The sequence below is a fragment of the Vreelandella alkaliphila genome (genome assembly GCF_016107625.1).
GTDB lineage: Bacteria > Pseudomonadota > Gammaproteobacteria > Pseudomonadales > Halomonadaceae > Vreelandella > Vreelandella alkaliphila.
In genome coordinates this window covers 56,553-69,485 of the sequence record NZ_JABASV010000009.1, presented here as the reverse complement: position 1 = coordinate 69,485, position 12,933 = coordinate 56,553, and the positions used below count along the sequence as shown (strand labels likewise).

Here is a 12,933-nt window from a genome sequence, read left to right as displayed (position 1 = left end):
TCTCCTCTTGCGATTCACTCTCTCTAGGCAATACGTTTGTCGTTATAATTACCACTCTTGGCTAGTTTCACGTAACGCAGCAATATCCCGTTTTGCAGCATGAAGGTTAGCTAACAGCTGGTCAGCAACACTCACTTGGCTGCCGACAGCGATCATTGAGGGGTTCTGCACTGCGCGTTTACTAGCCCCCTCGTCACTGTGCAGTTTCTCAATTTGCCCTACCAGCCAGTGCAACCAGCTATCCGGCTGGTGCAGCATATCTCTTAAGCGCTGCAGCTCAGCAACGGCAGGCCCCTTCTCATTAAGGAGCACTTGCCAGCCATGCTCGTTAAGACGCGCATGCTCGGTCACTTCTTTGAGCAGCGAGTTTAATGCCAGCTCAAAGAGCGCCAAGGCGCTCTCTTCAATCGCCATTTGAAGAGCCTGAGCATGTTCGTCATTACCTGCTGGAAGACCAACCAAAAGCTCAGCTTGATAAAGCAGTTGGTTGGTACGAGAACGTGGGCTCACTTGCGCTTATCCTCCACGTGCCATTTACCCGCCTCAAATGTCGCCTTCCAGCCGGTTGCTTTACCTTCTTCATCGGTCATCACGTACTGCTCTTTATTTTTCCGTGAGTAGCGAATTTGCGCAGGACGGCCATCCGGGTCTTCGCTGGGCGCCTTTAAGATAAAGTGATACTTTTCCGGTAGTTCGTCGGCGTGGGCTTTTAGCTCTTTTACCAGCGGCGGACGGGTTTCACGATTTTTAGGAAACTTGCTGGCCGCTAAGAACAAGCCACTGGCACCATCACGCAGCACGTAGTGATCCTCTACCTTCTGGCAGGCCAGTTCCGGCATGGGAATGGGGTCCATTTTGGGCGGTGCCACTTCACCACTACGAAGCAACTTGCGGGTGTTTTTACACTCACTGTTGGTGCAGCCGAAATATTTGCCAAATCGACCTGACTTAAGCTGCATCTCAGAACCACACTTATCGCATTCGATAATGGGGCCGTCGTACCCTTTGATTTTGAACTTGCCCGCTTCCACCTCATAACCATCACAATCAGGGCTATTGCCACAAATATGCAGTTTGCGACCCTCATCGATGAGATAGTTATCCATGGCGGTTCCGCACTTCTGGCAACGACGCTTGGCACGGAGTGCGTTGGTTTCTGCTTCTTCGCCTGCATCTTCTGCAACAGCTTCTTCACCAGGGATTAAATCAATGGTGGTTTTACAGCGCTCTTTGGGCGGCAAGTTATAACCACTGCAACCCAAGAACACACCGGTGGAAGCCGTCCGAATTTGCATTTTGCGACCGCAACTTGGGCAGTCAATATCCGTAGGAACCGGCTGATTAGGGCGCATTCCTTCGTCGCTTTCGGCTTTGCTAAGCTCCTGACTGAATTCACCATAGAAAGCATCCAGCAAGGCTTGCCAGTTACGCTCGCCTTCCGCAACTTCATCCAGGCTATCTTCCATTCGAGCCGTAAACGAATAATCCATCAAATCGGGGAAAGACTCTTTCAGCCGTTCGGTGACAATATCACCCAATTTTTCAGCATAAAAACGGCGACTTTCTAGCTTCACGTAACCACGATCCTGAATCGTGGAAATGATGGCAGCATAGGTAGAAGGACGGCCAATGCCCTGCTTCTCGAGCTCTTTTACTAAGCTGGCTTCCGTATAACGCGGGGCCGGTTTAGTAAAGTGCTGCTGCGGGTCAAGCTTTTCAAGCGCCATCGCCGTGCCCTTCGGCAAATCAGGCAGGCTTTGGTCTTCATTTTTACCCGATGGTTTCATCACCCGCGTATAACCATCAAACTTGAGCACTCGCCCTTTGGCGCGCAAGTCGTAGCCATCAACCTCAACACTCAGCGTACTGGAAAGGTACTCCGCAGGCGTCATCTGACAGGCCACAAATTGACGCCAAATCAGCTCGTAGAGACGCTCTGCATCACGCTCCATTCCAGATAGGTCACTAGCCTTGCGCTCAACGCTAGAGGGCCTGATCGCCTCGTGGGCTTCTTGGGCGCTCTCCTTGCTGCTGTAACGGTTAGCAGAGTCTGGCAAATAGCGTGCTCCGTACTCATCACCAATAAACGAGCGAACACTCTCTACCGCATCCTTTGAAAGATTGGTGGAGTCGGTACGCATGTAGGTAATGTAACCGGCCTCGTAGAGACGCTGAGCCATGGTCATGGTTTTCTTAACAGAGAACCCTAACCGGCCACTGGCAGCCTGCTGCAATGTTGAGGTAATAAACGGAGCAGTAGGCTTGGAGCTCGTCGGCTTGTCTTCACGGGAGGTAATCGCAAGCTTGGCTTTGCGCAGTTGCTCAATGCGCGCAAGCGTGTCCTTTTCGGAGGTAGGACGGAAGGGTTTACCATCCTGACGCACCAACGCAAATCTAACCAGCTCGCCATCCGGGGAAGCGAGATCTGCATGGACATCCCAAAACTCTTCAGGAATAAACGCACGAATTTCGCGTTCACGCTCAACGATCAAGCGAACCGCGACAGATTGAACACGACCTGCTGATAAGCCCCTGGCAATCTTGGCCCACAGCAACGGTGAAAGCATAAAACCAACAACACGATCCAAGAAGCGGCGCGCTTGCTGCGCTTCTACCCGGGGAATATTTAGCGCCCCTGGCGACTTAAACGCATCCTGAATGGCATTTTTGGTTATTTCATTAAATACAACGCGCTTATAACGACTGTTATCACCACCAATCGTCTCGCGCAAATGCCAGGCAATTGCTTCCCCTTCGCGGTCCAAATCCGTTGCGAGATAAACAGCATCAGCTTTTTCAGCCAGTTTCTTTAATTCAGCGACGACTTTTTCCTTACCAGGGAGCACTTCATAGCGCGCTTCCCAGCCGTTATCCGGGTCAATGCCCATCCGCCGAATTAACTGATCATGAGCCTTACGTTTTTTGTACTCTGCTTTCTCTTCCGCCGACATCTTGCGTGTTGCCGCAGCCTGGCGAGCGCGCTCCTTCGGGTCGGAGGCTGCCTTACCTGAGCCGCTGGTCGGCAGGTCACGGATGTGACCCACGCTCGACTTTACGATGAAATCGTTGCCGAGATACTTATTGATCGTCTTCGCTTTCGCAGGCGACTCGACGATGACCAGTGACTTGCCCATAGTGCTCCACTTTCCTAATGCTCAGGCGCTATCGCCCATGCTCTGAATACGTTGTCGCCTGTTGTTACCACTTGACGACCATGAGAAAAATGCGCCTACCCTACCCCAGGCCTGCAACAAGCGCCAGTAACAACCGACGCATAAGTAACAAACTAATGCTGAAGCGCAAGGTGTCTATCCGTACTATTTTTCATAATGAAGTAGCTAGACACTAGACTGCCAATACGCAGACGGCAACCCAAAATACGGAAACAAAAAAACGCCCCTGTATCAAAACAGGGGCGTAGACAAACGCTACAACACTTAGCGCTTGCGCGGTGGTTTCCTACGCGACGCCGCTCTTGGCTGAGGCTTGCTTGCTTCTTTAGCTGCATCTGCTGCTACATTATTAGTAGCAGGCACCGTTTCGGTAGATGCGCGTTGGGTAGCCTCCTTTTCCGTCGATACTGTCTCTGTCGACACGCTTTCAGCTGGAGAGCTTGCAGCGGTTTGCGTATCAATAGCCGCCTTCTGGTCACCTGCTTGCTTAGTGTCAGTAGCGGGTGCGCTCAAGGCTTTTGGTTGAGCGGCTTTCGGCGGCCTCGCTTGATCAAATAGCATCTTCACCTGCTCAAAACGCTCTGCTGCGTGCTCAGATAATTCACCGCTCGCAGCGAACACATGTTTAAGGTGCTCGATATGCCCGTCGATGTCACTGCTGCTTTGCCCTTTTAACAGCTCGGGCAATGACGATAGCGCTCGCTCACGATCTAATTTCAGGATAAAGAACTGATCGCGTACCAAACGCTTAAATTCACTCAACGTTGAACTAGGCTCTAACTCAGCACGGGAAGCACGTAACCGTTTGAAATTACGCTCATCTGTCGCTGGCGCTCCACCTAGCACATAGATAACTGAGCGCATGACGGCTTCATGAGCGCCACCCTGGGCTATTTTATTGCGCAGCTCATTTTTGCGGTTTTCAACAAAACGTTGATGCTCTGGCTCGGCTCCAGGACGACGACGATGCACATGCGCATCGCCATGCAAACCTACCGCTGCTTGCAGTAGTGGCTGTCCGTAAATGTCCATAAACAGCCTTTCCGTCGTGCTATCGCGCAAATCTCGCACTGCATTGAGATTGGCGACGATTTGATCGGAGCACATCGTTTCTAATGCTTTGAAAACATTATCTTGACCCACTTGCTGACGATTGCTGCGTACTGCTTCAGCTATCACCGGCAGCGGAACGGTCAGCGGATTACGATCAGATAGAAGCTTGTAGCCTAACCGGATAGGATGCATACGACGAATCCAGCGTGCCGCTTCTGGCGTCATCATGGCCTGCACCCAGGGTTGAACGTACAGCCGATAGAAACCAAGATTGATCTCAGAAATACGTGCAACCGTTGCAAAGCGACGATCATCTTCTGGGATATGCATTACATCCTGATCCAGCTCCTCAAAGTTACGCGATGTGAACTCAAGCAAATAATCACGCTCAAGTAACTCCGCATCATCTCGCTCGCTGACATGCGAAACCGTTGTCTCATACAGCCCGGGCGGCATAACGTCGATATAGTCCATGTTGGCCGTGAACTCAGCATGCTCTTTACGCGACACACTACCGGAAACAAAGATCCCTAAGTGCCCTGTTGTGTCGTGCATGCAGTACACGATCGTCTGCTCGTTGGCGATGATATCTTCTTCGCCTTCGTATAAATCACGAATCCAACCCAGCGCCTGAGGCGGCGGCGTTATGTCGTCACCACGCGAGCAGAATACGACAACAGGTGAGCGCACATTGCGAAGATCAATCCGGCGGCCATCGCGAGTCACCAGTTGGGCCGTCGAGAGACGATTACCAACAAATAGGTTATCGACAATATATTGGATCTCTTGGCCACCTAAAACAACGTGACCACCCCACCAGCGCTCGAACTCTAAATAGCGTTTGGATTCGGTATCAATGTTGTCATACAGATGGTACTGCTTTTTCCAGTAGGTATTGGCTGGGTTGAGACGCTCGAAGTTCTGCACTAGCCAAGCACCATCAAACAGGCCGTTACCAATGTCGCTAGTTAAAGCAGTAATCCAGCTTCCACCGGTCATACCACCGGTATAGCGCATGGGCGCTTTACCGTGCTCCCCGGCCCAGTAAGAAAGCGGAGCACCGGCAATAAGAATCGGACCAAACACATCCGGCTCAAGTGCCGCAGCCATCATTATTTGCCAACCCGCCTGACAGTTCCCCACCACCATTGGTTTTTCAGCTGTTTCTGGGTGCAGAGCGATAACATGACGCAAAAACGCAATTTCCGCTTCTACCACATCCTCAACGGTTTGCCCCGGTTCAGGAAAAGGCAAAAAACCAATAAAATAGCAAGGGTGACCAGCCTTTAGAGCAACCCCAAGCTCGCTATCAGGCTTGAACCCGCCGATACCAGGGCCATGACCTGCCCTAGGATCCACGACAACAAACGGTCGTTTCTCAGGGTCAATCTGAATATGGCTGGGGGGAAGAACTCTCAGCAGCTCATAATTGGTTGGATGGGGAAGCGTACGTCCATCAATGAGCACCTCTGTATCAAATCCAAGCACGTTCGGCTTGGTTTGCTCCATATGCTCAAGATATTGATTTCCGCGTTCGCGCATAACATCCCAATACAGGACGCTACGCTCAATACTGTCGCGCCAATAGCCCGCTGCAGCCCGTCCGAATCCGAACGGATCTACCATGCTAGCAAAGGCCTCGCCGACCGGTAATGGAGCCATTTGATCAGACGCTCCTGGCCACAGGCTTTTCAGCGCGCTGCCAGGCAACAAAGGATGAGCGAGAAAGTTCATAAATTCTCCCATTGGGTTGATGCAAAGCATCTGTCCCGAAGCGTTGATGCTGCAATGCAATATAGTTTAGGCCACTCACTGCATAACGTCGATGCCTACCTTTGCAAATTCATCATTGTTGTCATAAAGACGCCGCACATCATCGGTGGTAGCATTTCCAGCGTAATGCTGAAACTTTTTTGTTTTGTGGCACTTTCTATCTTCGGAGGGTGTATACCTAGAGGTTGTTATGTCATCCCTTACACTACTCAACCGTTTGACCTTCCGACAATTACAGGTATTTCAGGCAGTTCACCGCCAGCGCTCTTACTCGCGCGCAGCCGAGCAGCTAGGGCTTACACAACCTGCGGTTAGCGCACAAATTCGCCAGTTAGAACTCGCTCTTGGTCAGCCGCTGTTTAAATATGCCGGTAAAACCCTTCACGTGCTACCTGCCGCGGATACCCTAGCGCTCTCCACACGCGAGATTTTCGGACAGCTCTCTAGACTGCAAATGAATCTCTCGGAGATTAATGGCAGCATTAGCGGTGAGCTGAACATCGCAGCAGTCTCCTCAGCCCAGTATGTGGTGCCTTATTTACTAGCACGGTTTCGAGCACGCTATCCCGACGTACGTATTCGTCTAAAGGTATGCAACCGCAGTCAAGCGCTGGAAAGACTGGCAGAACAAAAAGATGATGTCGTGATTATGGCCATGGTGCCTGAAGACGACGACCTGGTAGTCATGCCCATTCTTGAAAATGAACTCATCGCTCTCGTATGGCCAGACCACCCACTACTTCACATGGAAGCACCAACATTAGCCGACTTTGCGCGCCATTATGTATTGATGCGTGAGCCAGGTTCTGGGGTGCGTATCGCATTTGAGCAACTGGCTGTTGACCAAGAAGTCGGCCTTCCCCACCGCATTGAATTAGGCACTAATGAAGCCATTAAACAAGGCGTTATGGCCCACTTAGGCGTTGCCGTCTTGCCCCGCTTGGCGGTTCAACTTGAACTAGAACAAGGGCTGCTATCAGCGCTCCCGCTACCTAACTTCCCTATTCGGCGCTCGTGGTGCACGGTGTATCGTCGCGATCATTTTCCGACACCAGTCGCTGATCTTTTTTTACGCTTTACACGGGAACACCTGCCAGATTTTCGTCGGTATTTCCAAGCCCCATCTAGCCCACTACCTAGCCACGGCGTTTCCTGCCTACCTTTACTGTCACTATAGTGGGCTATCGATTGGCTGGACTGTCTGTTTGGCGGTTCGATGAAGAGGGCTTAGTGTCTTGTTAACCAACAGATATGTTACATTAGCCTACTACCTACGTATCATTCAGAATCTTCAGGGTTTGGCATGTATTCGCGCAGGCGATCCAACTGTCAACGCCATGGCATTTAAACGCCATCGCCACAGCATATGGTTAGACGCCACGACGTTTGGGCATTGCCTGCCGCACAGTAGAGAGGCTCTTTCCTATGAGCAATAACCCCACAACGCGCGTCCCTAGCGGCGAAAAATTCCGCAATGAGCATGGCATGTCGGTCATTAAAGACGGCATGAAACAGCGTAAAACGTCGTCAGATGAGGCGTCTCCCAGTCTTGACCGTAAACCTAAATGGTTGCGCGCACAGATCCCTGGGGGCGAACGCTTCGAAGCCGTCAAAAAGAATGTCTCTACACACCGTCTTAGCACTGTTTGTGCAGAGTCGCACTGCCCTAACATGGGCGAATGCTGGAGCAATGGCACCGCCACCATCATGTTAATGGGGTCTGTATGCACACGCGCCTGCCGATTCTGTGCAGTGGATACAGGCAATCCGAAAGGCTGGCTGGATCTAGATGAGCCGGAAAACACAGCAAAATCAGTCGAGTTGATGGGGCTGCGCTACATCGTATTGACCTCCGTTGACCGAGACGACCTGGACGACGGCGGCGCTACGCACTACGCCAACTGTATTAAGGCTATCAAATCCCGCACGCCGGAAGTAGTTGTAGAAGCCCTAACACCCGACTTTGACGCTGATAAAGCCGCCATTGAGCGGGTAGTCGATTCGGGCTTGGAAGTGTTGGCACAGAACGTAGAGACGGTAGAGCGACTAACCAGCAAAGTACGCGACCCACGTGCAGGTTATCGCAAAACGCTGAATGTCTTAGCGCATGCCAAACAGTATCGGCCAGATATAATTACCAAAACAAGCTTGATGCTTGGATTAGGTGAGACAGACGAAGAGATTCTTAAAACCTTTGATGACCTGAGAGAGATTGGCGTTGATATCGTGACGCTTGGACAATATTTGCGCCCAACCAAAAACCATCTAGCCGTAGAGCGCTGGGTCACCCCAGAAGAGTTTGATCGCTATCGTGTGCTTGGTCTTGAAAAAGGCTTTATGGAAGTGCCGTCCGGGCCGCTGGTTCGCTCTAGCTATCGCGCTGACCGTGTTTTTGAGAAAAACAATCTTGGTCTCGCGTCGCCTGCTGCGGTTCCTGGTCATGAGCCTGACGCTAACCGCATTCCTGCGTTTAACGTCGGATAAATCGCCTAGGCTAGCTGCACGCAATTGGCACAGCTAAATCAGTTCCAACAGTGCCTTGCGTGCAGATCGCTTATTATTGGGTAAAGGATACATCCACCAACTGACGATCCAACCGCTGAGCTAATGCAGACGCTAGTTGACTCCCCACTTGGTGAGCGACAGGCAGCGCCACTAAATCAGCCAATCGCGTTACCTGCATACCTGCATAGCCACAGGGATTGATGCGCCCAAAGGGGGATAAGTCACCGTCTACGTTTAGCGCAACCCCGTGATAGCTTGCGCCCCGCCGAATTCGTAACCCTAGCGAGGCAATTTTCGCCTCACCTTGCTGCGTGTCGACATAGACGCCAGGTGCATCTGGTTTCGCCCAGGCAGAAACGCCATAAAGCGCAAGTACGTCAATCACCGAATTTTCTAGCGCAGTTACTAGCTCACGAACACCAATCTTGCCACGCCTAACGTCCAGCAATGGATATAATACAATTTGGCCTGGGCCATGGTAGGTTACCTGCCCCCCACGATCCGTTTTCACGACAGGGATATCACCTGGCATTAACACATGTTCGGGCTTACCCGCCTGCCCCTGAGTAAAAACGGGATCGTGCTCAACTAGCCAGAATTGATCAGGCGTTGTCTCGTCTCGCGTGTCGGTGAGTTCGCGCATCGCGCTCCACACAGGCAAGTAGGCACGATGGCCAAGCTGATGCAACTCAATAGGTTGACTAGCCAAGGTCATACCACCATGTGTACGCGACCTGTAGCCTTCAGATCATCAAACAGCTGGCGTAATTGCTGTTCGCCAGTGGCTACAATAGTCACACGCACAGATTGAAAACGGCCGTTACGGCTGTCGATGACTTGAAGCGACGTCTCATCAAAATCTGGGGAATGTTTAACAATCACTTGGCACACGCAGGCTGGAAAATCCTCAGCAGCATCGCCAACCACTTTCAATGAGTAATCACAGGGAAAAGTGATTTTAGGTGGCTCGTTTACTTCAGGCTGACGTAAATCTCTTAGCCCATTTTTCGCGCCTTTTTTCATAGCTCGCCTTTACACGGGAATATATAGATACTTCTGCTCAGGGTACGAGTGCAGTACAGCCTTATAAGATTAATAACTTAAGCGCAAAATACTAAAAATCCTGCGCTTAAGCTCGTGGCTACTTATCAGTAAAGTTGCTAATCAAACCACTGAAGAAACGCCTTACTTGGTCAAATAGGCGCTTAAACAAGCCACCCTCTTCAACATTTTCTAGCGCCACTAGCTGGCGCTCACCAACCATTTCTTCACCTAAATATACTTCTAACGTACCGACATCATCACCCACGGCAATCGGCGCTTGAAGATCGCTATCCAGGTTCAAGCGAGCACGCAACTCTTCATTACGGTTGCGCGGAAGTGTCATAAACACTTCATCATCAACGCCAACACGCAACTCATTACTATCACCGCCCCATACCCGTGGCGTTGCAAGCACTGCACCACGCTCATAGAGCTTCATCGTTTCATAGAAGCGGAAGCCGTAGCTGAGTAGCTTTTGCGTTTCCTGCGCTCGCGCCTCTTCTGAGTTAGTGCCCATCACAACTGAAATTAGCCGCATGCCATCACGCTCGGCCGAAGAGACAAGACAGTAGCCCGCCTCCGTTGTCCAACCGGTTTTCAAACCATCGACACTCGGGTCGCGCCATAGCAACCGGTTACGGTTTGGCTGGTCGATGCCACCAAACGCGAAGTTGCGTTGAGAGTAAATAGTATAGTGCTCAGGGTAGTCGTTAATAATATGCTGTGACAACAACGCCATATCGTGAGCGGTGGAGTAGTGATTATCGCCAGGAAGACCTGTCGGATTTTGGAAATTAGTATTGTGCATTCCTAAGCGCGTAGCATGCTGATTCATCAAATCGGCAAATGGCGTTTCGCCACCAGCTAGATGCTCTGCCATCGCCACGCTAGCATCATTACCGGATACAATAATAATGCCATGCAGCAGATTATCGACCGAGACTTGATCGCCTACCTCGATGAACATCTTGGAGCCACCGGTACGCCAAGCTTTCTCACTGATATTAACCATATCAGTCAAGCTAATTGTGCCGCGATCTAACTCACGCTCGACCAAATAAGCGGTCATGAGTTTAGTCAGGCTGGCTGGCGGTAAGCGTTCATCAGAATTATGCTCAGCAAGAATACGACCGCTGTTGGCATCCATCAGAATCCATGAGCTCGCCGCTAGCTGAGGAGCGGAGGGAATAATCGTTTGCGGCTGAGGTATCACCTGAGCTACGGCCGGTGAAGACACCACGGCAAAAACCGCAAACAAACAAAGCCCAGCGGTACGGCGAATAGACATCAATACATTCATCTCTTACTTCTCACAACAAAGAAAAAACGTCAACGAAGCACGTTATTTTAGCTAATAAATGGGGTGAACTATCTCACGATAAACACTTGTGGGAAGCCCGCCCGACGGAGTTCTTCACGTGCTTGGGTTTCCTGATTAGGGCTCACTGGCCCAACCTGCACACGATGCACATCTGCATCACTCATCACCCGTACTTTATGAGGGAGCTCACTAACCAAACGTTGCTGCAACTGCTGGGCTCCTTCTTCACTGCCCAGTGCCGCAATTTGTAGATAAATCGCGTCATCCGCTGCCATTGGTCGCTGAGCAGCAATATTTGGAACAGGCCGTGCATTCACAGTAGAAGATGCCGAAGGCACCTCATCGACTGGACGGCTACTCCTACCTTGCTGAGCCAGCCATTGTTCAGGCTCGATAGCCTCAACCCGAACGGCGCCAGTACCATTATCTAAAAAGCCTAGCCGTGCAGCCGCTGCATAGGAAAGATCTATTTCACGGTCGCTATGAAAAGGCCCCCTATCATTGACGCGCACGATAACAGATTGACCGCTGTCTAAACTGGTGACACGGGCGAATGTTGGCAGTGGCAACGAACGGTGAGCCGCAGACATTTTATACATGTCATAAATTTCACCGTTTGATGTGGCATAGCCATGGAATTTTTCACCGTACCAGGAGGCCGTCCCTTGCTTCACGTAGCCCGTTGCATCCGGCAATACATGATAGGTTTCACCCCACACTTCATAAGTGGAGCGATTACCGGAACGCGATAGCGGTTCTATGCGAGGCTCAGCGTTTGGCACCTTGCTCACATCCGGCGGCTCTAACGGATACGCGTCGCCGGTCATTGCATAGCGCTCCCCCGTCGATTCACCACCACTACTTGCTCCACTGCTGAGCGCCCCGCTCGCACTTTCAGCAGGCTTACTAGCAGGCTGATTGGCGCTATTTTGTTGAGCTTCATGGCTGGCACAGCCGCTAACCAACGCCATGATGATCACCGCACCACCTATGCCACGAGCCTCAGACAGCACTGTTCTCATATTTAGCCCTCAACCTGCCGTGCAATCGCTTCTGATAGCTCTGTCACCGCCATTGCATAGAGATGGCTGTGGTTATAGCGGGTAATAACGTAAAAGTTATATTCCCCCAAGCGATATTGGATACTATCATCGGCAAGCTCGAGCCTTAAAGGCACCACAAGTAACTCTGGATCAAGCGCACTTTGTGGTTCAATGCCAGCTTCAATCGCCTCAGATACAGTCACATCAGGCTTACTGGTTTGGTTAATAGGAAGCGTTTCAGGCGCTGAATCAGGGCCATCGGCCTCATGATAAATTGCCCCATCACGCTGCCAACCATGTACAGCAAAGTAGTTCGCCACGCTGCCAATGGCATCAACCGGATTCTCCCATAAATCTCGTTTACCATCACCGTCAAAATCGACGGCATAGGCTTGATAACTCGTGGGAATAAACTGGGGATACCCCATTGCGCCTGCATACGAACCATAAAGCTCGTCAACCTCAACGCCTTGCTCATGAGCGATTTTCAAAAAAGCCGCCAGTTCGCCCCGGAAAAAGCCACCACGGACAGGATGGTTGAAGGCTAATGTTGCCAATGAGTCTAATACAAGGTGACGCCCTTTATGCTTACCGTAATAGGTTTCAACACCAATAATGGCAGCAATGATCTCTGGTGGGACACCATACACATCCTCAGCCCGAGCAAACGCATCCTCATACTCACTGATGAAGTCGGCTCCCTCCTCAATACGTTGCTGAGTTAAGAAGATATCGCGATACTCATACCAACGTAAGCGACGTTCAGCCGCACCTTCCATCGCGTCCAAAACAGATTGGCTAAAGCTGGCTTGATTCAGGGCATCTGTTAGCCATTGCCGAGGAATTCCTTGTTCTGCTAACTCGTCAACTAGCTGTTGAGTACCTTCATGCTGCTGAGGATCAAAAGGCGACGCGTCGTCAGCCCATGCAACCGTGTAAGCACACGCCAGTAACATAGCTGCCATGCAGCCGCTTGCTTTATTTCGGGCCCATTTCATTAACTAACCACTCCTGTGAAAAA

10 protein-coding genes are annotated in these 12,933 nt (G+C 51.1%); 2 read left to right on the top strand and 8 right to left on the bottom strand.

The window, feature by feature from the left end; translation table 11 throughout:
- Positions 1-48 precede the first annotated feature (48 nt).
- The 3 genes from JFC11_RS14120 to JFC11_RS14110 all read right to left on the bottom strand — a co-directional run bounded on the left by JFC11_RS14120 (position 49) and on the right by JFC11_RS14110 (position 5,960).
- Entirely contained in the window at positions 49-510 is a 462-nt protein-coding gene (locus JFC11_RS14120) for a DUF6586 family protein (protein WP_198349810.1), read from the bottom strand.
- The gene (topA, locus tag JFC11_RS14115) at positions 507-3,134 is read right to left on the bottom strand and encodes a type I DNA topoisomerase (protein WP_038483622.1); all 2,628 of its coding nucleotides are present in this window, start codon (positions 3,132-3,134) and stop codon (positions 507-509) included. Before topA ends, JFC11_RS14120 begins: the two co-directional genes overlap by 4 nt.
- A 303-nt stretch (positions 3,135-3,437) precedes the next feature.
- Complete coding sequence (locus tag JFC11_RS14110) at positions 3,438-5,960, bottom strand: DUF3141 domain-containing protein (RefSeq protein ID WP_198349809.1); 2,523 nt, start codon at positions 5,958-5,960, stop codon at positions 3,438-3,440.
- 229 nt (positions 5,961-6,189) lie between these two features.
- On the opposite strand from JFC11_RS14110, the gene JFC11_RS14105 reads away from it, so the two are divergent.
- Together JFC11_RS14105 and lipA are read left to right on the top strand one after the other, a co-directional pair.
- Positions 6,190-7,176 carry a LysR family transcriptional regulator gene (locus JFC11_RS14105; protein ID WP_038483619.1) on the top strand — a complete coding sequence of 329 codons (987 nt, stop codon included), beginning with the start codon at positions 6,190-6,192 and terminating at the stop codon, positions 7,174-7,176.
- 248 nt (positions 7,177-7,424) lie between these two features.
- Positions 7,425-8,483, top strand: a complete 1,059-nt coding sequence (gene lipA / locus JFC11_RS14100; RefSeq protein WP_198349808.1) for a lipoyl synthase — start codon at positions 7,425-7,427, stop codon at positions 8,481-8,483.
- Positions 8,484-8,556: 73 nt separating this feature from the next.
- On the opposite strand, the gene lipB is transcribed toward lipA, so the two are convergent.
- The 5 genes from lipB to mltB all read right to left on the bottom strand — a co-directional run bounded on the left by lipB (position 8,557) and on the right by mltB (position 12,910).
- A complete protein-coding gene (lipB, locus tag JFC11_RS14095; RefSeq protein ID WP_231658509.1) occupies positions 8,557-9,213 on the bottom strand; it encodes a lipoyl(octanoyl) transferase LipB in 657 nt (218 codons plus the stop codon).
- Positions 9,214-9,215: 2 nt separating this feature from the next.
- Positions 9,216-9,527: an HP0495 family protein gene (locus JFC11_RS14090; protein WP_038483613.1), complete on the bottom strand. Its 312-nt coding sequence runs from the start codon at positions 9,525-9,527 to the stop codon at positions 9,216-9,218.
- Positions 9,528-9,645: 118 nt separating this feature from the next.
- Complete coding sequence (locus JFC11_RS14085; protein ID WP_120387069.1) at positions 9,646-10,848, bottom strand: D-alanyl-D-alanine carboxypeptidase family protein; 1,203 nt, start codon at positions 10,846-10,848, stop codon at positions 9,646-9,648.
- A gap of 68 nt (positions 10,849-10,916) precedes the next feature.
- Complete coding sequence (locus JFC11_RS14080) at positions 10,917-11,891, bottom strand: septal ring lytic transglycosylase RlpA family protein (protein ID WP_198349807.1); 975 nt, start codon at positions 11,889-11,891, stop codon at positions 10,917-10,919.
- A 2-nt stretch (positions 11,892-11,893) separates the two neighbouring features.
- Positions 11,894-12,910, bottom strand: a complete 1,017-nt coding sequence (mltB, locus tag JFC11_RS14075; RefSeq protein WP_198349806.1) for a lytic murein transglycosylase B — start codon at positions 12,908-12,910, stop codon at positions 11,894-11,896.
- Between the last annotated feature and the right edge of the window lie 23 nt (positions 12,911-12,933).

Excerpts from the sequence above, each read along its gene's own strand:
- mltB (WP_198349806.1), bottom strand. The coding sequence starts at position 12,910 with ATGAAATGGGCCCGAAATAAAGCAAGCGGCTGCATGGCAGCTATGTTA.
- JFC11_RS14080 (WP_198349807.1), bottom strand. The coding sequence starts at position 11,891 with ATGAGAACAGTGCTGTCTGAGGCTCGTGGCATAGGTGGTGCGGTGATC.
- JFC11_RS14090 (WP_038483613.1), bottom strand. The coding sequence starts at position 9,527 with ATGAAAAAAGGCGCGAAAAATGGGCTAAGAGATTTACGTCAGCCTGAA.
- lipA (WP_198349808.1), top strand. The coding sequence starts at position 7,425 with ATGAGCAATAACCCCACAACGCGCGTCCCTAGCGGCGAAAAATTCCGC.
- JFC11_RS14085 (WP_120387069.1), bottom strand. The coding sequence starts at position 10,848 with ATGAATGTATTGATGTCTATTCGCCGTACCGCTGGGCTTTGTTTGTTT.
- JFC11_RS14105 (WP_038483619.1), top strand. The coding sequence starts at position 6,190 with ATGTCATCCCTTACACTACTCAACCGTTTGACCTTCCGACAATTACAG.
- topA (WP_038483622.1), bottom strand. The coding sequence starts at position 3,134 with ATGGGCAAGTCACTGGTCATCGTCGAGTCGCCTGCGAAAGCGAAGACG.
- JFC11_RS14110 (WP_198349809.1), bottom strand. The coding sequence starts at position 5,960 with ATGAACTTTCTCGCTCATCCTTTGTTGCCTGGCAGCGCGCTGAAAAGC.